The organism is Lysinibacillus sp. RS11 (assembly GCF_042019215.1).
Classification (GTDB): domain Bacteria; phylum Bacillota; class Bacilli; order Bacillales_A; family Planococcaceae; genus Lysinibacillus; species Lysinibacillus xylanilyticus_A.
Genome location: NZ_CP168124.1, coordinates 1275228 through 1295789 on the forward strand (window position 1 = coordinate 1275228; position 20562 = coordinate 1295789).

The 20562-nt window shown below is 38.2% G+C and carries 16 protein-coding genes, 1 pseudogene and 1 riboswitch; of the genes and pseudogenes, 15 read left to right on the plus strand and 2 right to left on the minus strand.

All coding sequences use genetic code 11. The features are described 5' to 3' along the window. Positions 1 to 191 precede the first annotated feature (191 nt). The 12 genes and pseudogenes from miaB (at position 192) to cobT (ending at position 15311) form a co-directional block, all read left to right on the plus strand. Positions 192 to 1736: a tRNA (N6-isopentenyl adenosine(37)-C2)-methylthiotransferase MiaB gene (gene miaB / locus AB9L17_RS06200; RefSeq protein WP_223552651.1), complete on the plus strand. Its 1545-nt coding sequence runs from the start codon at positions 192 to 194 to the stop codon at positions 1734 to 1736. After that, a complete protein-coding gene (locus AB9L17_RS06205; RefSeq protein ID WP_068983065.1) occupies positions 1737 to 2174 on the plus strand; it encodes a RicAFT regulatory complex protein RicA family protein in 438 nt (145 codons plus the stop codon). It begins immediately after the preceding gene. A gap of 218 nt (positions 2175 to 2392) precedes the next feature. Beyond that, the gene (gene cotE / locus AB9L17_RS06210) at positions 2393 to 3058 is read left to right on the plus strand and encodes an outer spore coat protein CotE (protein WP_254660102.1); all 666 of its coding nucleotides are present in this window, start codon (positions 2393 to 2395) and stop codon (positions 3056 to 3058) included. Between the two features lie 128 nt (positions 3059 to 3186). After that, positions 3187 to 5757 carry a DNA mismatch repair protein MutS gene (mutS, locus tag AB9L17_RS06215; protein WP_375200216.1) on the plus strand — a complete coding sequence of 857 codons (2571 nt, stop codon included), beginning with the start codon at positions 3187 to 3189 and terminating at the stop codon, positions 5755 to 5757. A gap of 14 nt (positions 5758 to 5771) precedes the next feature. Further along, positions 5772 to 7643: a DNA mismatch repair endonuclease MutL gene (gene mutL, locus AB9L17_RS06220; RefSeq protein WP_068983063.1), complete on the plus strand. Its 1872-nt coding sequence runs from the start codon at positions 5772 to 5774 to the stop codon at positions 7641 to 7643. Between the two features lie 319 nt (positions 7644 to 7962). Next, entirely contained in the window at positions 7963 to 9597 is a 1635-nt protein-coding gene (locus AB9L17_RS06225; protein WP_223552656.1) for a glycerol-3-phosphate dehydrogenase/oxidase, read from the plus strand. A gap of 15 nt (positions 9598 to 9612) precedes the next feature. Then, positions 9613 to 10532: pseudogene (locus AB9L17_RS06230) on the plus strand (alpha/beta fold hydrolase). Then, positions 10519 to 11421 carry a tRNA (adenosine(37)-N6)-dimethylallyltransferase MiaA gene (gene miaA, locus AB9L17_RS06235; protein ID WP_068983060.1) on the plus strand — a complete coding sequence of 301 codons (903 nt, stop codon included), beginning with the start codon at positions 10519 to 10521 and terminating at the stop codon, positions 11419 to 11421. Before AB9L17_RS06230 ends, miaA begins: the two are co-directional and overlap by 14 nt. Before the next feature lie 135 nt (positions 11422 to 11556). Beyond that, positions 11557 to 11787, plus strand: a complete 231-nt coding sequence (hfq, locus tag AB9L17_RS06240) for an RNA chaperone Hfq (protein WP_375200217.1) — start codon at positions 11557 to 11559, stop codon at positions 11785 to 11787. Positions 11788 to 11886: 99 nt separating this feature from the next. After that, complete coding sequence (locus AB9L17_RS06245; RefSeq protein WP_223552660.1) at positions 11887 to 12189, plus strand: rhodanese-like domain-containing protein; 303 nt, start codon at positions 11887 to 11889, stop codon at positions 12187 to 12189. 606 nt (positions 12190 to 12795) lie between these two features. Continuing rightward, positions 12796 to 13560: a YheC/YheD family protein gene (locus tag AB9L17_RS06250; RefSeq protein ID WP_223552661.1), complete on the plus strand. Its 765-nt coding sequence runs from the start codon at positions 12796 to 12798 to the stop codon at positions 13558 to 13560. A 404-nt stretch (positions 13561 to 13964) separates the two neighbouring features. Then, a riboswitch (cobalamin riboswitch) is annotated at positions 13965 to 14140 on the plus strand. Positions 14141 to 14255: 115 nt separating this feature from the next. Further along, entirely contained in the window at positions 14256 to 15311 is a 1056-nt protein-coding gene (gene cobT / locus AB9L17_RS06255; protein WP_068983056.1) for a nicotinate-nucleotide--dimethylbenzimidazole phosphoribosyltransferase, read from the plus strand. 351 nt (positions 15312 to 15662) lie between these two features. On the opposite strand, the gene AB9L17_RS06260 is transcribed toward cobT, so the two are convergent. Then, the gene (locus AB9L17_RS06260) at positions 15663 to 16268 is read right to left on the minus strand and encodes a trimeric intracellular cation channel family protein (protein ID WP_068983055.1); all 606 of its coding nucleotides are present in this window, start codon (positions 16266 to 16268) and stop codon (positions 15663 to 15665) included. A gap of 260 nt (positions 16269 to 16528) precedes the next feature. Between AB9L17_RS06260 and AB9L17_RS06265 the strand changes: the two genes are divergently transcribed. The 3 genes from AB9L17_RS06265 (at position 16529) to glnA (ending at position 19742) form a co-directional block, all read left to right on the plus strand. Next, entirely contained in the window at positions 16529 to 17779 is a 1251-nt protein-coding gene (locus AB9L17_RS06265) for an aminotransferase class I/II-fold pyridoxal phosphate-dependent enzyme (RefSeq protein ID WP_223552664.1), read from the plus strand. Between the two features lie 158 nt (positions 17780 to 17937). After that, on the plus strand, positions 17938 to 18312 hold the full coding sequence (locus tag AB9L17_RS06270) for a MerR family transcriptional regulator (protein WP_068983053.1): 375 nt from the start codon (positions 17938 to 17940) through the stop codon (positions 18310 to 18312). A 95-nt stretch (positions 18313 to 18407) separates the two neighbouring features. Next, entirely contained in the window at positions 18408 to 19742 is a 1335-nt protein-coding gene (gene glnA, locus AB9L17_RS06275) for a type I glutamate--ammonia ligase (RefSeq protein WP_068983052.1), read from the plus strand. A gap of 114 nt (positions 19743 to 19856) precedes the next feature. Here the strand turns inward: glnA and AB9L17_RS06280 are convergent, their stop codons facing one another. Next, entirely contained in the window at positions 19857 to 20198 is a 342-nt protein-coding gene (locus tag AB9L17_RS06280; protein WP_223552666.1) for a CotD family spore coat protein, read from the minus strand. Positions 20199 to 20562: the final 364 nt, after the last annotated feature.

Here is a 20562-nt window from a genome sequence, read left to right on the forward strand (position 1 = left end):
TGCGACAGCGGCAAATGTTTTATCCCCAGCAGGAACGGAAATCAATCATACGTTTTGGTAATAAGCCGTAATTAAGTCTAAACCACGACATTTAGTACGCAAACCTTGTAGGATGTAGCAATTATTAAGTATAATAGTAAAATGGGAATTCAAGTGTATGGAATTCGTTTGAAAGGAGTTACCTGATTGCGATGAATGAGGAACAACGTTTAGCTAATCAACAAGTCAATCAACCAAAAAAAGAAGACAAGCTTGAAAAGGATTATAGTAAATATTTTGAAACGGTCTTTACGGCACCTTCATTAAAAGATGCTAAAAAACGTGGGAAAGAAGAAGTTAAGTACCATAAGGACTTTAACATTGCAGCAGAGTTTGCAGGTATGGGCATAGGACGTACATTTTATATTCGTACCTATGGCTGCCAAATGAATGAGCATGATACAGAAGTAATGGCTGGGATCTTTATGCAGCTTGGTTATACGCCTACAGATGTGATCGATGAGGCTGACGTCGTGCTACTGAATACGTGTGCCATCCGTGAAAATGCAGAAAATAAAGTATTTGGAGAACTTGGTTTCCTGCTGAAATATAAACGTAAAAATCCAGAAATGCTTATTGGGGTTTGTGGCTGTATGTCACAGGAAGAATCCGTTGTAAATAAAATTTTAAGAAGCTATCCTCATGTCGATATGGTGTTTGGTACACACAATATTCACCGTCTACCAAACATTTTGAAAGAAGCATATATGTCAAAGGAAATGGTCATTGAGGTTTGGTCTAAAGAAGGCGATGTTATTGAGAATCTGCCGAAAAAACGTCTTGGCTCTATCAAAGCTTGGGTAAATATTATGTACGGCTGTGATAAGTTCTGTACGTATTGTATCGTACCTTATACGCGTGGTAAGGAGCGTAGTCGCCGTCCGGAAGAAATCATTGCTGAAGTTCGTGAACTAGCAGCTTCCGGCTATAAAGAAATTATGCTACTTGGACAAAATGTCAACGCTTACGGTAAGGATTTCGAGGATATTGATTACCGACTTGGTGATTTAATGGACGAATTACGAAAAATTGATATCCCGCGTATTCGCTTTACAACGAGTCATCCACGCGACTTCGATGATCATTTAATCGAAGTCCTTGCAAAACGTGGTAACTTAGTAGAGCATATTCACTTACCAGTACAATCTGGTTCGAATGAAGTGTTAAAAATTATGGCACGTAAATATACGCGTGAGCATTTCCTTGGATTAGTAGCAAAAATTAAAGCGGCTATTCCTGAAGTAACGCTAACGACTGATATTATTGTTGGCTATCCGAATGAAACAGAGGAGCAATTTGAAGAGACGTTAGCCTTGTACCGTGAAGTAGGCTTTGAAATGGCCTTTACTTATATTTACTCTCCTCGTGAGGGTACACCTGCTGCCAAAATGGTGGATAATGTACCTGAAGAAGTGAAAAAAGAACGTCTTCTGCGATTAAATGAGGTTGTAGGGGAATACTCTCGCAAAGCATTAGAGAGCATGAAGGGTGAAATTGTCGAAGTATTAGTCGAAGGTACAAGTAAAAAACGCGATGATGTGTTAGCTGGCTATACTCGTAAAAATCGACTTGTAAACTTTAAAGCCCCAGCAGATTTAATTGGTCAATTAGTGAAGGTGAAAATAGTTGAAGCTACTTCATATTCATTGAGTGGAGAATTCGTAGAAGTAGTAAAAAATGAAAAGGTGGAAGCGTAAATGACACAAGTATTATATACAAAAGAAGATCTAATCAAGAAGTCACACGAAATTGCGCATATGATTGCCAATACGCCAGAAGTTGAATTTTTCAAAAAGGCAGAAGCACAAATTAATGAAAACCAACAAGTACGTGAGCGTATTGCAAGTCTAAAAAGCCTACAAAAGCAAGCTGTTAACTTCCAACACTTAGGAAAAGAAAAAGCGCTGAAATTGATTGAAGACAAAATTGCTAAAATCGAAGAAGAAATCAACGCAATTCCAGTAGTCCAACAATTTAAAGAATCTCAAGGTGATGTAAATGATTTATTGCAATTAGTATCAAATACAATTGCTAACAATGTCACAAATGAGATTGTTCGCTCAACAGGCGGCGATGTACTACGTGGAGAAACTGGCTCATACGTAGCAAATACAAAACCAGGCAGCTGCTCATAAAAATAATAGAAGAAAAAGCTCGAATGAATGATTTCATTCGGGCTTTTCCTATTCAGGACACCTTAATTTCATTGACATTATAGTTTTTCAACAATATGAAAAGCTCGAATGATGTTATTAAGGCTATTTTTATGTGTTATTCTTCAATACTCGTGGAAGTTATCGTGATTTAGACATATGAAGTTAAATCCGGATGCAATTTAATTCTATAAAAATATATGTTCACCCAATGGGCGCTACCTGCATATGATGGAGTGAAAAGAGTCGAAGGAGGAATTGCGCTGAAACGTTTACGACAAATCGTGACGAAAGCAGTAGTTGCCAAAGGGAAGAAGAGAACGGAAGAACGTGTAACATTATGTCCATCAAATAAACCGACGAGTATTCTTGGTTGCTGGGTCATCAATCATACTTGCTCCGCAAAAAAAGTCGGTAAATTTGTAGAAGTATCAGGGAAATTTGATGTCAATGTCTGGTATGCCTATAGTAATCATTCGAAAACAGCAGTGTTTTCTGAAACGGTTCACTATAAAGACAAAGTGAAGCTCCATTTTAGAGATGGCGAAGTGAGTGTTAGTGATGAAGTTCGAGTGCGTGTAGTTCAAGAACCAAACTGCATAGAGGCAATCATTTCTCCATGCGGCACAAAATTTGAAATTGTAGTAGAACGCGAAGTCGTTGTAGAGGTAATGGGTGAAACGACGATTTGCATTAGTGTACATCCACTAGATTTCGAAGAGGAATGGAACTTTAAAGATGAGAGCTCATCTTCATCTAGCTCAAGCTCCAGCTCTAGCTCCAGTTCAAGTTCATCGTCTAGTTCTAGCGGAGAAGGAAGGTTTGTTTTAGAGTCCTCATCGTTTCCTGGTGAAAAACCAAGATAATACTAAAAGCCATATTTCTTTCATACATGCGAAACGCTAACATCTTAAAAAAGGTGAATGAGGCGTTTCGCATGTATCTTTTGTTATAATAAAAATATCTATATGGCAAGAGCGAGGTAAATTAAAAAATGACAACATACACACCGATGATGCAACAGTATTTACAGGTAAAGGAAGAATATAAGGATGCCTTTTTATTTTTTAGATTAGGCGATTTTTACGAGATGTTTTTTGAGGATGCAATTAATGCCTCACAAATTTTAGAAATAACATTAACGAGCCGGGATGCAGGTGCGAAAGAGCGTATTCCAATGTGCGGCGTTCCTCATCATTCGGCGAAAAATTATATTGAAACACTTGTGCAAAAGGGCTATAAGGTTGCCATTTGTGAGCAGACAGAAGATCCGAAGCAAGCAAAGGGTGTAGTGAAACGTGAAGTCGTACAACTTATTACACCGGGTACGATTATGGAAGGGAAAGCACTCGATGGTAAAACCAATCATTTTATTGGTGCGGCAGAGCAAATTGATGACAAAACATTCGGCTATGCATATTTAGACTTATCGACGGGTGAAGCAGTTGCTTCCTCTATTGAGGGCGATGGCAAAGCACTCTTAATGCAAATGCAGGCATATGGTATTCGTGAACTGATTGTAACGGATAGTTTACAGCTTTTGTTAGCGGAGCACGCAGTCAATGCGAGTATTGTGCTTTCCGTTGAAACGGATGAAATGACAATGGACAAAGTAGCAAGCTATTTAGAAGCGGTGCCAAATGAGTTACATGTTGTTTGTCTTCGTTTGCTTGCTTACATCGATAAAACACAAATGCGTTCGTTATCGCATATTCAAACATTTACGTATAATGAAATGAAAAATTATTTACGAATTGACTCTAGCTCAAAGCGTAATTTAGAGCTTATTCAATCTATACGCGGTGGCGATCAAAAAGGTACCCTATTATGGCTATTAGATGACACAGTAACTGCGATGGGTGGGCGAAAGTTAAAGCAATGGTTACATCAGCCTCTTGCAACACGTTCTGCCATTGAAGCAAGATTAGCAATCGTGACTGATTTATTGGAAGAGTATTTTGTAAGAACAGAGCTACAAGCCTCTTTAAAACAAGTATATGATTTAGAGCGTTTAGCTGGTCGTGTAGCTTTCGGGAATGTTGGTGGACGAGATTTAGCACAGCTACGTGATTCGTTACGTCAAGTACCTGCTATTCAGCAACAATTACTTAGTACCAATAAAGAAACATTGCATAAGTTAGGTGCAACATTGGATATGTGTGAGGATGTAGAGGCACTATTAGCTCGTGCTATTACAGATAATCCACCAATTACGATTAAAGAAGGTGACGTTATTCGTGATGGCTATAATGAGCGATTAGATGAGCTACGCTATGCTTCTCGTAATGGAAAGGATTGGATTGCCCAGCTAGAGCAAGAAGAACGGACGAAAACAGGCATTAAAAACTTAAAAATCGGCTATAATCGAATTTTCGGTTATTATATTGAAATTACAAAATCCAACATCCATTTAGCTGATTTAACACGCTATGAACGTAAGCAAACTTTGGCAAATGCCGAGCGTTATATTACACAGGAGCTTAAAGAAAAAGAAGCATTAATATTAAATGCTGAAGAAGAAAGTTTAACGTTAGAGTACAACTTGTTTGTAGAAATACGCGATGAGTTAAAGGCGTTTATTCCACGTGTACAAGCGTTAGCGGCAAGTATTAGTGAATTAGATGTGCTTTTAAGCTTTGCGAGCGTTTCGGAGAAATATCGTTTTACGAAGCCTGAATTTCATGAAGGTCGTGCCCTTGAAATCATTGAGGGGCGCCATCCGGTTGTTGAGAAAATGCTCAATAAGCAAATGTATGTGCCGAATGATTGTGTACTTGAGGATACTAATAATATGATGCTTATTACAGGACCGAATATGTCCGGTAAAAGTACGTATATGCGTCAGGTTGCACTGATCGTTGTCATGGCACAAATGGGCTGTTATGTACCTGCTGAAAAAGCTAGATTACCGATTACAGATCAGATCTTTACACGTATCGGTGCAGCGGATGATTTAGCTGCTGGACAATCAACATTTATGGTGGAGATGTTAGAATCGCAGCACGCTATTATGCATGCTACGAAAAATAGTTTGATGTTGTTTGATGAAATTGGTCGAGGGACATCTACTTATGATGGCATGAGTCTTGCTCAATCGATGATGGAATATATCCATGATAAAATTGGGGCAAATACACTGTTTTCAACGCATTATCATGAATTAACAGCACTTGAAAAGGAGCTTCCTCGACTGCAGAATGTACACGTATCTGCTACTGAAAAAAATGGCACAGTTGTCTTTTTACACAAGGTGAAAAAGGGAGCTGCCGATAAATCTTATGGAATTCATGTAGCACAGCTTGCACAATTGCCAGCGGAAATTTTAACAAGGGCACGAGTTTTGCTTGAAAACTTCGAGGCGGGAACGGTAGTAGCTGAGTCCCGGGAGGAGGTTGCTGAACAGCCAGTGCAAATGTCACTATTTGCGAAGGCGGAACCAATCGCTCCAGCAGAGGCAGAGGTGCTTAAAAGCTTAGAAAAGGTAAATATTCTGGGCACTTCACCAATGCAAGCGATGAATATATTATATGAATTACAGCAGCAATTATTAAACGCAAAAAAGTAAAGGAGTGATGCGCTATGGGAAAAATACAAATTATGGACGAGTGGCTGTCCAATAAAATCGCTGCAGGGGAAGTAGTTGAAAGGCCAGCCTCTGTAGTCAAAGAGCTTGTTGAAAATGCGATTGATGCAGGAAGTACGTCCATTGATGTTTTTTTACTAGAAGCGGGCCTCACTTCAATTCAAATAATTGATAATGGTAGTGGCATGGATGAAGAGGATGCATTAATATCATTCTCTCGCCATGCAACAAGTAAAATCCATCAGGAGCATGATTTATTTCGAATTCGTACACTTGGCTTTCGTGGTGAGGCGTTAGCTTCAATTGCATCGGTGTCTAAAATGACACTCATTACGTCAAATGGTGAATCAGGTACTTATTTAGAGCTTGAAGGTGGACACGTCGCTACACATAAACCTGGTCCTTTGCGTAAAGGAACAGATATTACAGTGTCACAGTTATTTTTCAATACACCTGCTCGATTAAAATATATGAAAACAATACAGACCGAGCTTGGGCATACCATTGACCTAATGAACCGTCTTGCACTTGGAAATCCACAAATTGCGTTTAGATTGCTACATAACGGTCAGCAATTGTTACAAACAAATGGACGAGGTGACGTGCAGCAAGTATTAGCTGCCATTTACGGTGTGCATAATGCTAAGAAAATGGTGTCCTTCAATGGAGAGTCACACGATTATAAAATTTCTGGTTTTGTGTCATTACCGGAGGTGACTCGTGCTTCGAAAAACTATGTGTCGTTGTTTGTTAATGGTCGCTGGGTGAAGCATTATTTAGTACAAAAAGCGATTGTAGATGCCTATCATACGTATTTACCAATTGAGCGTTTTCCGATTGTAGCACTCTTTATCGAAGGTGATCCCTATTTAACAGATGTCAATGTTCATCCTGCTAAGCATCAAATACGTTTAAGTAAAGAACCAGAGCTTCTTAAACTAATTGAGGAAACAATACGGGAGCAAATACGCCATGTTATTCGCGTGCCGCAAATGGAAAAGAAGGAAAAAGTCGCGAAGCCGGCGACGGAGCAGTTAAATATATGGAAGCCGGCACCAAAGCTTAATGTGGAGAAAATGAATGCCATAGTAGAAAAGCTTTATGATGTGCAAACTGTTCAGGAGCAAAAACAATTAGAGCCTATAGTGGCAGAGCCCGTCCCTACTGTTATTGAAGGTAGCTGGCAGCCAACACCAATGATGGAAGCAAATCCTCCTGAAGAAATGACGCTAGAGGGGCTAGAGGAACCTAGAGAAGTTTTACAAGATGAGCCTATTAAAGAACCATTCCCTGCGCTTGAAGTAGTAGGGCAAATTCACGGTACGTACATTGTTGCACAGATGGAGGATGGCTTTTATTTAATCGATCAGCACGCGGCACAGGAGCGTATTAAATATGAATTTTTCCGTGAAAAGGTCGGTCAGGTAAACCCGAATGAACGACAGGCTTTATTGCTCCCGTTGACCTTCCATTATGCAGCTGATGAGGCGCTTCTTTTAAGAGAAAATAGACAGGAATTAGAAGCTGTCGGTGTATTTTTAGAGGAGTTTGGACAGTCCTCATTTGTCGTGAGAGAGCATCCTAGCTGGTTTCCTAAAGGGGAAGAACAGGAAATTATCGAGGACTTAATTGAACAGGTGCTGACAACGAAAAAGGCGGACGTTAAAAAAATGCGTGAGGCAGCAGCGATTATGATGAGCTGTAAAAAATCGATAAAGGCCAATTATTATTTAACGAAAGAGCAAATGGAAACGTTATTACAAGATTTACGTAATGCTGATAATCCATTTACATGCCCACACGGACGTCCAGTACTTATTCATTTTACAACTTATGAAGTGGAGAAAATGTTTAAACGGGTAATGTAGTTGTAACGCCTGACATTTTAGAAAGGGGGACAATGTATTGCCACTCGTACATTGCTGTATAATACCTACGACTTGAAGTGGGATGAAGAACTTTGTACGCTATTAAATACCCTAATGTCAATGTTACTAGAGGTGAAAATTTCTTCAGAGATTTATACAAAGACTGCTCCAATTCTATTCTTTGATGAGGATATTCCGCTTGCAGGTAACTTATCAATCAGAAATGGATGCACAATAAGGACCGGCTCTTAAAGCGATCTAGCAAAAAGTTGTAGAGGTTACATGTATTTTCAAATCATAGCTAATGGGGGAAAAAGGTATGTTTTCATTTGAACATCGTCCTAAAATTATACATTTTTTAGAGCAATATAGCTTTGACGTATTAGTCATTGGTGGCGGGATTACTGGTGCTGGCATTGCACTTGATGCTGCATCTAGGGGATTGTCAGTCGCCTTGATCGAGAAACAGGATTTTTCTGCTGGCACATCCAGCCGTTCAACAAAGCTTATTCATGGTGGACTTCGGTATTTAAAGCAACTTGATGTAGGTGTTGTAGCTGAGGTTGGGCGTGAGCGTGAAATTGTTTATGACAGTGCGGTTCACGTTACAACGCCCGAAAAAATGCTCCTGCCATTATATAAGAAGGGCTCACTTAGTCCATTAACAACATCACTGGCATTGAAGGTATATGATCGATTAGCAGGTGTCAAAAAGCATGAACGTAGAACAATGCTGAATGCTCAGGAAGCAGCAGCGCTAGAGCCTTTACTCAATCGAGATGAGCTTGTCGGTGGTGGTTATTATGTTGAATATCGTACAGATGATGCCCGTCTGACAATAGAGGTACTGAAAAAAGCGGTTGAATACGGGGCACTTTGTCTAAATTATGCGGAGATGACAGAATTTTTATATCAAAAGAAAAAGCTTGTAGGAGTGCAAGTAAAGGATCATGTGACAGGGAAAATGATAGAAGTGCATGCTGCGCAAATCGTTAATGCTACTGGACCTTGGGTAGATGAGGTCCGTCACAAGGATAAAGTAGCAGACAAAAAGCAATTACGACTCACAAAAGGGGTTCATATTGTCCTTGATCAAAAGGATTTTCCATTAAGGCAAGCAGTATATTTTGATATAGTGGATGGACGCATGGCCTTTGCAATTCCACGTGATGGCAAAACTTATGTAGGAACAACGGATACAGTTTACGAGGGAGACCCAGCACATCCTGTCGCAACCAAAGAGGATGTTGATTATTTAATGGATGCTGCAAAAACTGTTTTTCCAACAGCAAATATTTCAATAGAAACGATTGAATCGTCGTGGGCAGGTGTACGTCCCCTTATTTTTGAAAAAGGAAAGGATCCATCTGAAATTTCACGAAAAGATGAAATATGGACGGCTCCAAGTGGACTAATGACAATCGCAGGTGGCAAATTAACGGGCTACCGCCAAATGGCAGAAACAATCGTTGATAAAATTGTGAAAACACATAGATATAAGCACGCAGGTCCATGTATAACGCGTGAGATATCGCTTTCTGGTGCGAAAGGCCTCAATGCTCTCAATTTCCCTGACTATACAGCGTATAAAGCAAGAGAAGGTGTTCAATATGGTCTTAATTATGATGAAGCGAAGACGCTCGTTCAAAAATATGGCACGAATGTAGATGCGTTGTTTAACCAGGTGAAATATTTGCATGAGCATGGAAGTACGATGCCTCTTGCCTTACATGCAATGTTACTTTATGGCATAGAAGCAGAAATGGTGTACACACCAAGTGATTTCTTTATTCGTCGTACAGGTTTATTATACTTCGATATTGATGCAGTAAAACGTTATAAACAGCAGGTCATTCAAGTTATGCAACAACATTTTCGCTATACAGAGTCACAAAGAAATACTTATATCGCTCAACTAGAGCAAGCTATTTTAGATGCAACAAGTTTTATATAGGAAGGGGTGTAGGTAATGGAGCGCTATATTGAAATGTCAGATGGTCATTTCCTATTTACTCGAACATTCAAGCCGTCGAATCCATGTATTGGTCATATTCATATTTTACATGGTATGGCGGAGCATAGTGGACGTTATGTGAAATTTGCTCGTACTCTTAATGAAGCTGGCTATGCAGTAACAATGCATGATCATCGAGGACATGGAGAAACAGCAGCTTATAATGGCACACTAGGTTTCTTTGCCGAACAAAATGGTTTTGACCGTGTAGTAGAGGATGCTCATGAGGTAGTAACATTAATGCATGTACAATTTGCAGATGTACCTTTGATTTTATTTGGTCATAGTATGGGGTCGTTCATTACTAGAAGATATATTCAATTGTATAGCGAGCAAGTGGATAATGCGATTCTTTGTGGAACAGGGAATGTTACAGCATTGCATAAGATGGGGAATTTAGTAGCAAAAGCATTGGCCAAGCAATTTGGTAAAGAGACGGAGAGCAAAATATTAAATAAGCTCAGCTTTGGTAGTTTTAATAAGCAGTTCCCAAGTTCGAAGACTGCGTATGATTGGTTATGCTCGACAGAGGATGAGGTGCAAAAATATATAGATGATCCATATTGTGGCTTTATCCCAACAAATCAATTTTTTGTGGATTTAACAACGGGTTTTAAGTCGTTAAATCGTAAAAAAGAGATAGCGAATATAAAGAAAGAGTTACCGATATTATTGATAAGTGGTAGCATGGATCCAGTTGGAGAACAAGGTCAAGGCGTATATACTCTGTGGCAGAACAATTTGCAGCAGCGGGCTTACAGGATGTGACGGTTTACTTATTTGAGGATAAGCGTCATGAAATTTTGAACGAAGATAATCAAGAAGCAGTCTATAAAGTTTTATTACGGTGGTTAGAAAAATATGATACAAGATAAAATACAGCGAGCAGAGGTTGTAGCAATCGTAGGACCTACTGCTTCTGGTAAAACGGCACTAAGCATTGAGTTAGCGAAAAAATATAATGGCGAAATCATTAATGGTGACTCCATGCAGATTTATAAAGATTTAGATATTGGTACAGCGAAAATTACGGAAGAAGAGATGGAAGGTGTGCCACATCATTTAATTAGCTTCAAAGAGCCAACGGAACCTTTCTCAGTAGCTGACTATCAAAAATTAGTGCGTGCTAAAATTGCGGAAATTCAAGCACGCGGCAAGCTACCGATTATTGTAGGGGGCTCAGGATTATATGTACAGGCAGTACTCTATGATTTTCAATTTACTGAGGAGCAGGTAGATGAAGTAGCAAGAAAAGCCTATTATGAAGAACTGGAGAAATTAGGTCCAGAGGCTATGCATGCTAAACTTAAAAACCTTGATCCACAAACAGCAGAGACCATTCATCCAAATAATACTCGCCGTGTCATACGTGCGTTAGAAATGATTGAGCTTAGTGGCGTTTCAAAGGCAGCAGAAGCACATAATCGTGGAGAAGTTCCACTTTACAATCATGTGATTATAGGGCTTGGGCAAAATATGTCACGTGAAGAGCTCTATGATCGTATTAACCTTCGCGTTGATATAATGATGGAAAAGGGGCTTTTGGAAGAAGTAAAGGGTTTATGGCAGCAAAATATTCGTGGTGTACAGTCAATCCAAGCAATCGGCTACAAGGAATTATATGATTACCTAGATGGAAAATGTTCTTTAGAAGAAGCTGTTGACAGTTTGAAACAAAATTCTCGCCGCTATGCGAAAAGACAACTAACATATTTCCGCAATAAAATGGATGTTTACTTTCTTAAAAATGAAGAACAACTTTAGTTGATTGATCTCGCCTTATCGTAGATTTTGTTTTTATACTTTTGATAAATTTCTAAAAATTACTAATTGATAAATTGGTAGAACGTGCTAATATAGGAATTAAGAGGTAGGAAGAGAGCAAGGGGGGTATATTTGATGAAATCAATTAACTTGCAAGATACATTCTTGAACCATCTACGTAAAAGCAGTGTTTTTGTTACTGTGTTTCTGTTAAACGGATTCCAGTTAAAAGGGACTGTGAAATCCTATGATAATTTTACAGTGTTATTAGTAGATGTTGAAAGTAAACAGCATCTTATTTACAAACACGCTATTTCCACATTTGTTCCAGCAAAGCAAGTCGATTTTTTAGAGACAGAAGAATAGAAACATTAGAGTAAAACAGTTAGTGTTCATGACACTAGCTGTTTTTTTGCCTTCAGGCTATAATGTAAAAGGAAATCGATATATTGGAGGACTACACAGATGAAAACGATGGAGACAACAGAAATATTAGAACTATTAGATGCGAACGAAGATCTATACATTATTGATGTTCGTGAAGATGATGAGGTAGCACAAGGTATGATTCCTGGTGCTCAACATATTGCTCTTGGGACAATCCCTGATCGCATAAATGAATTAGATGCTTCAAAGCCATACATTATCGTTTGCAAGGCTGGCGCTCGTTCAGCAAATGCATGCTCATACTTAGAAGCTCAAGGGTTTGACGTGACAAACCTTGAAGGCGGCATGCTTGCATATGATGGAGAGTTAGAATTTAAATAATGACATACTTTAAAGAGAAAGAGCCTATTAATATTTGCTCTTTCTTTTTTCTTGTTCTTATTTTTTAGTGAGTTCATGATGAGGCTAAAATTTTATTGTATGGATTATCCTTTTTTTGCTCACGAATCTTTAGGTTATAACTGGCAAAGTTTAAACTAGTATATCTAATGCCTACGTCCATGATGCTTCATTATTATCTCTTACACCTAATGATCCTTATATCGATAGACCACTCGCCCATATCCCATTTAAACCAACTTCCTCTACAACTTTTGCGGAAAGACCGTTATAGGTATCCATTAAAAATTTAAGTGTGTCTGAATATATTTTTTCATTAAAAAATTTTGTTGTTTTTCCGTATATTAGAAACTAATGTTTTGAAATCAAAAAATGGTGTATTGAGAACAATCATAATACTACTTTTCTAGTGTAGTAAATTTAATTATGGGACTCAAAATGAAAAATATGAGATATCGCGTTACCAAGTCTCACCCACCTATGCAAGATAAATCTATTTACATAGAATACAGTAACCTCCATAAGTGGAGAGGACTACACTATCAATACAAAAGAAATGAAAATATCTAACTAAATGAGGTGAGTTTATTGAAAAACGGACTTGGAAAATGGGAACAATGCTTACTTTTAAAACAAAATCCTTTAACAACTAACTGCATGCCAGAATCAATACTTTACAGTCTAGAAAACCTAATCTATTTATTAAATAAGTATGAGTATATTTATGTGAAACATAATAGCGCTGGACAAGGAAGAGCAATTTATAAAGTCTACAAAAGAAAAGATGGACACTATTGTTTTAACGGATTTACCATGCAAGGTGAGGAAATAAGTAAATGTGTAGCAGCAATTGAGGATTTCCACCAAGTTCTACATCCATATGAGAAACAAGGTAGATTAAGCGGAATTTATATTATACAAGAGGGGGTCAAAAGTCTAACCCCTGATGGGAATTCAATATCTATTCGTGTTCATGTTCAAAATCTAAAGGGAAAATGGGTAATTGGTGGGATTTACGGAAGAGTGGCAACTGAGGATCATGGGATTGTCAATTCAAATCGAGGTTCTAAAGCAATATCGATTGAGGAATTATTATCAGGTTATTTGATGATGGATAATACAAAGAAAGATCAAACAATAGATTCTCTAAAAGAGGATTCAATTTTAGTAGCTGAAGTAATAGCATCCCACTTTCCTTGTAGAGAATATGGCATTGATTTTGGAATAAATCTAGAAGGAAAACCTATATTATTCGAAGTAAATACAACGCCAAGCATACGTAGTTTTGCCAAAGTTGATAGGGCGATCTGGAAGAATATTGTTGAGATTAGGAAAATGCAAAATGAAGGCTAAGTTTGAAATGTAGTTATTTTTCATGTTAGTCATCAGCATATTTTTATTCAATAGACATACATCAAAAAATTACTTTCCCTACTATATTTATAGGAAATAAGTTTTAATTGAATCCGTTACTTGTGAACGATTAGGAATTTACCTAGGAAAAATAGATTGTGGTTGAGTAGGCGCGTTATGAATCAATTTTCTATTGGAGAGAAGATTCAGCATGGGCTCAAATTGCCAGCCCTCAGGAACCTAAATTCGCGTACGTTAGATTTATTTGGTTATTCGAAGTGTTAAAAGACTCTTTTACTGGAATTCACTATTTTGGAACGAATGCCAGCAAAGGAATCCCTGGAACAATTTTTCATTTAATTAAATATATTGACACAAAAAACACTTTATCGTAAATTTAAAATAATTGCATAAAAGCATTAGGTGCCCATTGCGGGAGAATAGGGAATAAAGTGAAAAGCTTTAGCGGTCCCACCACTGTAAAAGAGAGTTTCATGGAGAATGCCACTAGCATAGTCTGGGAAGGTTCTATGAAATGTTGAAATTGAGCCAGGAGACCTGCCTAACTGCTGCGTATTATATAGACGATGGAAAAGTCTGTAGTTTATTTGTTATGAAATAAACTACAGGCTTTTTATTTTTTTCTCTAAATCATATCTTCGAGTAATGAGGCAAAAAAGAAAGGGGAAATTTTCATGCAATTATTACAACAGACGATTCAAAACATTCACAGTACTGACCACAAAATGATGGAGCAGGCAAGAGAACGCATAGATGCACTATGCAAGCCTCCTGGAAGTTTGGGAAGACTAGAAACCCTTGCTGTGCAACTATCTGGGATTACAAGAGAACTATTTCCTGCGATTGATAATAAAGCGATTATTGTGTGTGCCGCAGATCATGGTGTTTGTGATGAAGGGGTGACATCTAATCCACAAAATGTGACGGTCTTTCAAACATTAAATTTTCCTAGAGGTGGAACTGGTGTCTGTGCTATCGCAAGAATCACAGATGCTAAAATTGTCACAGTAGACGTTGGCGTAAAAGAAGATATTCCGCATGATGCTGGTGTTATCCTAAAAAAAATTAAATATGGAACGGACAATATGGCAAAAGGTCCTGCCATGTCAAGGGAAGAAGCCATTCAATCTATTGAAGTAGGAATTGAAGTAGCTACCGAAGAAATAGCAAAAGGGGCGAATGTACTCGGGACAGGTGAAATGGGGATTGGAAATACAACACCGAGTGCTGCAATATTATCGGTTCTTCGTGCATGTCATCCGATTGAAGTGACAGGGGTCGGTGCAGGTGTTGGGCCAGGTGGAATCGACCATAAAATAGAAGTTATTCATAATGCTATTACATTAAACAAACCAAATCGTGATGATGCTATTGACATTCTTGCAAAAGTTGGTGGTTTAGAAATAGGTGCTATGGCTGGAGTTGTACTCGCTGCAGCTGCAAATCGCAAGCCTGTTGTGATTGATGGCTTCATTTCTACTATTGCTGCACTTATTGCATACGAACTCGAACCAAAAGTAAAAGACTATATCATTCCTTCTCATGCTTCCGAAGAACCAGGTGCTAAAATTGCTGCTGAAATGCTCGGAGTTGAACCGATGTTGCAGATGAATATGCGATTGGGCGAAGGCTCTGGTGCAGCTTTAGCGTTTCCTATTTTGGACGCAGCATGTTCCATGATGAAAAACATGACAACATTAGAGGAAGCTATTCTGCTGTTAGAAAAGTAATTAAATATTATGAGATTCTAAAAACAAGTTCTTATGAAAGTAGTTACTCAGCAAGCAAAAAGTTTACTTAGGGTAACATACTATTTCTATTAGGATATATTGTTTCTAGGCGCTGCTACACATAAACAAAAGTTATAGTTAAAGGATTTAAAATCTGCTATTGATAAAAAATAAGAGGCTGGGACAGAACTCGATTATTTTGAAAAATAGCGAAAACAGGTAATAACCTTTTCGCTTCAATGAGTAGAGTGTTCCTTCCTAAATCAAAAAAATGTTAGACCGAAATCGATCTAACATTTTTTCTTTCTGTCCCAGCCTCTTGTTGTTATACGGTGATGTAAGGAAACTTAGCTATGCCCGCTGCAATTTCCGCAACGGTAAACGCCATTTCTTCATATATGAAAGAACTCTTAGTGCAGTAATTACACCAAATAATACATATAAATAGATATCCCCTGAAAATAATCCAAGCCCAATAATAAGTCCAGCTAGTGCTGCCCAAACACCATAGACTTCATCACGGAGAATTAATGGTTGTCGTCTAGCTAATAAATCTCGAACAATTCCACCGCCTGACCCTGTTAAGACAGCAGCTACAATAACTGCACTAATGGGCATGTCGAGCTTCACGGCATAGAGAGCACCCTGAATTGCAAATGCCGATAAACCGATAGCATCAGTGAAATTGCCCCAGCGATGCCAATGTTGGATGAGTCGATGTGGAAATAAGAAAAAAATTGTAATGGCTGCAATGGCAATTTGGAACATCATATCCTGTCCCCACAGTGTTGTTACAGGCAAACCTATGAGCAAATTTCGTATAGCTCCTCCGCCAAAAGCGGTTACAATCCCGAGTATATATACACCGAATAAATCGTATTCTTCCTCCATTGCAATGATTGCCCCAGAAATAGCGAAGGCAATTGTTCCAATAATACTAAAAACCTCCCAAGCCAACCCTTTCACTCCCTATATGAATAAATCTTTTTGATTAGTTGCAAACCCTTTTTGTAGCGTAGAAGTTTTTGCTAAGAAAAGTATCAACTTATGCTTTGGAATTATCAGATATTAAATATCCTATTATAGTAGGACATAATAGATGAAGTCCGCAATTTAGATTAGCGTAAAATGCAATTAGAAACAATAGCAAGTTTTGCAGGCAAGCATACAAATTGTTAAGATAGGATTTGAACAAATGTGAAATGGAGAAGAATATAATGACTTTTACAACAAATTTAATGGAAGAAACACTAGCATTAGCAGCTAAAATAGAAGAAAAGGTGCGTCCTTTTCATGCAAAGGTAGAAGACATGGCATTCTTCAACCAACAAAAAGTGCTTGCTGCGTTTAGAAAGCATCAAGTAAGTGATTATCATCTGCATCCGTCTAATGGTTATGGCTATGATGATGAGGGGCGTGACAATCTAGAACGTGTTTATGCAGAGGTCTTTGGAGCGGAGGCTGCCATCGTACGTCCGCAAATTATTTCAGGTACACATGCAATTACGCTTAGTTTATTCGGAGTATTACGTCCTGGTGACGAATTACTTTATATTTCGGGTCAGCCGTATGATACATTGCAATCAATAGTCGATGGTGGCGATAAGGATACTGGCTCCTTAAAAGATTATAAAATCGGTTATAGCCATGTAGATTTAATCAATAATCAAGAGATCGATTGGGAGGGCGTTGCAGCTGCAATTACACCAAACACAAAAATGATTGCTATCCAACGTTCGAAGGGCTATGCAACACGCCCATCCTTTACCATTTCACAAATTGCAGACATGTGTGCAAAAATCCGTGAATTAGCGCCAAATGCCGTTATTTTCGTTGATAATTGCTACGGTGAATTTGTGGAGGCACAGGAACCGACCGAGGTTGGGGCTGATTTAATGGCAGGTTCGCTCATTAAAAATCCTGGTGGAGGCTTGGCGAAAATTGGTGGTTATATTGCGGGTCGTGCAGATTTAGTTGAGAAATGTGCTTATCGTATGACATCACCAGGTATTGGTGCTGAGGCAGGAGCAACATTAAACACGCTTGGTGATTTCTATCAAGGATTTTTCCTTGCACCACATGTTGTATCTCAAGCATTAAAAGGTGCCATTTTCACAGCTGCTATGCTAGGGGAAATTGGGATGAATACATCACCAAGGTATGATGCTAATCGTACAGATTTAATTCAATCGGTTTCTTTCCAAACCGCGGAACAAATGATTGCGTTTTGTCGTGAAATTCAAGCAAACTCACCAATTAATGCGCATTACGCACCAGAGCCAGCGTACATGCCTGGCTATGAGGATGATGTCATCATGGCAGCTGGAACATTTATTCAAGGTTCAAGTATTGAGCTTACAGCAGACGGTCCTATTCGTCCGCCGTTTACAGCATTTATTCAAGGTGGGTTAACATATGAGCACGTAAAATTTGCTATTTGTAGTGCTGTACAAAAAATCCAAAAATAGGAGATGAAAAAACTATTCAATACTTTCGTTTTGAATAGTTTTTTACAATTTTTCATCAATTCGAAAAAAATATTTTAATTGATGTAAGGAAACCTTACATGACTGGTTGACAGTGTAAAATTTTCGTTATATGATTAGCGGGTATTGGAGGGACTTAAATGAGTCGTGAAATTAGACGAACTATGCCGTTATTATCCATGAATATTGTGATGCAATTGACTGAGCTTTCGGCACGTCAAATTCGTTATTATGAAGAACACCATTTAATTGAGCCGCACCGAACAGAAGGCAACCGTCGAATGTTTTCATTAAATGACGTCGACATACTGCTTGAAATTAAAGATTACTTAGAACAAGGTATGAATATGGCGAAGATTAAAAAACTATTCGCTAAAAAGAATGATGCTGTTGCAACAGAAGAACCAAATTTAAGTGATTCAGAATTACGTCGCATTATGCGTGAAGAAATGCGTCAAGCACAGCGCATGCAAAAATCTTCCATCAGACAAGGGGATTTATCTCGATTCTATTAATTAAAGTAAACGTACGCTTCTGGTAACAGTTTAGATTATTTTAATAGGGTAGGGTAATAATAAAAGCTAGACAATTTATAGGAGTGTGGAAAACTGTGGGTAAATACACAAAAGAGGACATTAAACGTCTTATCGAGGAAAAAAACGTAAACTTTATTCGATTACAATTTACGGATATTCTTGGCACAATTAAAAACGTTGAGATTCCTGTAAGCCAATTAGACAAAGCGCTAGAAAATAAAATGATGTTTGATGGCTCATCCATTGAAGGCTTTGTTCGTATCGAAGAATCGGACATGTATTTACATCCTGATTTAGATTCTTTCGTAGTGTTCCCTTGGACTTCTGAAAAAGGGAAAGTAGCACGTTTCATCTGTGATGTATACACTGCTAAAGGCGAGCCGTTTGCTGGTGACCCACGTAACAACTTAAAACGTATCCTTAAAAAAATGGAAGAGTTGGGCTTCTCAAGCTTCAATTTAGGGCCTGAGCCAGAATTCTTCTTATTCAAATTAGATGCAAAAGGTGAACCAACATTAGAAGTAAACGACCATGGTGGTTACTTCGACTTAGCACCTACAGATCTTGGCGAAAACTGCCGTCGTGATATCGTATTAGAGCTAGAAGAAATGGGCTTTGAAATCGAAGCATCTCACCATGAGGTAGCTCCTGGACAACATGAAATCGACTTTAAATATGCAGATGCAATCACAGCTTGTGATAACATCCAAACGTTCAAATTAGTAGTTAAAACAATTGCACGTAAACATGGCTTACATGCTACTTTCATGCCGAAACCATTATTCGGTGAAGCTGGCTCTGGTATGCACTTCAATGTTTCATTATTTAAAGGTAAAGAGAATTCATTCTACGATGAATCGACTGAACTAGGTCTTTCTGAAACAGCAATGCAATTCATGGCGGGTGTCCTTGCTCACGTTCAAGGTTTCACAGCTGTAACAAACCCAACAGTTAACTCTTATAAACGTCTTGTACCTGGTTACGAAGCACCATGTTATGTAGCATGGTCAGCTCAAAACCGTTCACCACTTATCCGTATTCCATCAGCACGTGGTCTTTCAACTCGTGTAGAAGTACGTTCTGTGGATCCATCTGCAAATCCATATTTAGCAATGGCTGTTATTTTAGAAGCTGGTCTTGAAGGTATTCGTCAACAATTAACACCACCAGCTGCGATTAATCGTAACATCTATGTAATGACTGAAGAAGAGCGTAAAGCGAACGGTATTGAAAACTTACCACCAGCACTTGACGATGCTTTAGCATTACTAGCTAAAGATAAAGTAGCGCAAGAAGCTTTAGGCGAGCATATCTACGCAAACTTTAAAGAAGCAAAAGAAATCGAGTTCGATATGTACCGTACAACAGTACATCAATGGGAACGCGACCAATATTTAAAAATGTACTAATATATTAACCGAGTACCTAATCAAGGTACTCGGTTTTTTTCTTTTGAAATTCATAATTTGATAGTAAATACTATAACAAGAACTGATAGGCGCTAGACATTTTCAATCAAATATTTAGTAGCCCATATATTTTTGGTGGTGATGATGATGATGGTGTGGCATGTGATGATGATGGTGCATATGGCAAGGATCAGGTCGCATATCGCAAAGTGTATGATTTTCGCAACATTCATTCACTACACATTCTGTGAAAGGGAAGTAATATTGATGATCAATCATATGTTTGTTAACTGTTGTAATATGTGCTGGTTGTACATGTGGCACGACAGTATGGATGTAATTGGTACGAATATATTCTTCTGGTGGTAAAAAATGTGGTGGGTCAAATTGAGTTGGGCATGCTTGTGGTGGACAACAATGTGGACCTTTTGCATGGTGATGCATACGTTTAAACATGTTATAACCTCCTGTTTTGATAAGTTGTGGTTCATACTTAAGATATGAGATGAAAGACAATGTGGTCTATTTGTATGCCTATTAAGAGTTGGTTAAATCTCTTAGGCAATCAAAATAGGTATGATTATTGAAAAATTTCATCAAATGTTAATAATGTAAACTACTATCGAAAACCGAAGTGATGAAATGCATGTCGAAATTTAAAGTATTTATGACCTTTTCAATAATTTTTTGATGATAGGTGTGCTTTTTATAGTTCGAAAGTGCTAGTATGTAAGAAAGATCCGTCCTTTGAACAAGGTTGGATACATTAAATGTTACACATATAATTTAGACAACATTTTAGCTATTGTAAAATTGAGCT

Excerpts from the sequence above, each read along its gene's own strand:
- miaB (WP_223552651.1), top strand. The coding sequence starts at position 192 with ATGAATGAGGAACAACGTTTAGCTAATCAACAAGTCAATCAACCAAAA.
- AB9L17_RS06205 (WP_068983065.1), top strand. The coding sequence starts at position 1,737 with ATGACACAAGTATTATATACAAAAGAAGATCTAATCAAGAAGTCACAC.
- cotE (WP_254660102.1), top strand. The coding sequence starts at position 2,393 with ATGTTCACCCAATGGGCGCTACCTGCATATGATGGAGTGAAAAGAGTC.
- mutS (WP_375200216.1), top strand. The coding sequence starts at position 3,187 with ATGACAACATACACACCGATGATGCAACAGTATTTACAGGTAAAGGAA.
- mutL (WP_068983063.1), top strand. The coding sequence starts at position 5,772 with ATGGGAAAAATACAAATTATGGACGAGTGGCTGTCCAATAAAATCGCT.
- AB9L17_RS06225 (WP_223552656.1), top strand. The coding sequence starts at position 7,963 with ATGTTTTCATTTGAACATCGTCCTAAAATTATACATTTTTTAGAGCAA.
- miaA (WP_068983060.1), top strand. The coding sequence starts at position 10,519 with ATGATACAAGATAAAATACAGCGAGCAGAGGTTGTAGCAATCGTAGGA.
- hfq (WP_375200217.1), top strand. The coding sequence starts at position 11,557 with ATGAAATCAATTAACTTGCAAGATACATTCTTGAACCATCTACGTAAA.
- AB9L17_RS06245 (WP_223552660.1), top strand. The coding sequence starts at position 11,887 with ATGAAAACGATGGAGACAACAGAAATATTAGAACTATTAGATGCGAAC.
- cobT (WP_068983056.1), top strand. The coding sequence starts at position 14,256 with ATGCAATTATTACAACAGACGATTCAAAACATTCACAGTACTGACCAC.
- AB9L17_RS06265 (WP_223552664.1), top strand. The coding sequence starts at position 16,529 with ATGACTTTTACAACAAATTTAATGGAAGAAACACTAGCATTAGCAGCT.
- AB9L17_RS06270 (WP_068983053.1), top strand. The coding sequence starts at position 17,938 with ATGAGTCGTGAAATTAGACGAACTATGCCGTTATTATCCATGAATATT.
- AB9L17_RS06280 (WP_223552666.1), bottom strand. The coding sequence starts at position 20,198 with ATGTTTAAACGTATGCATCACCATGCAAAAGGTCCACATTGTTGTCCA.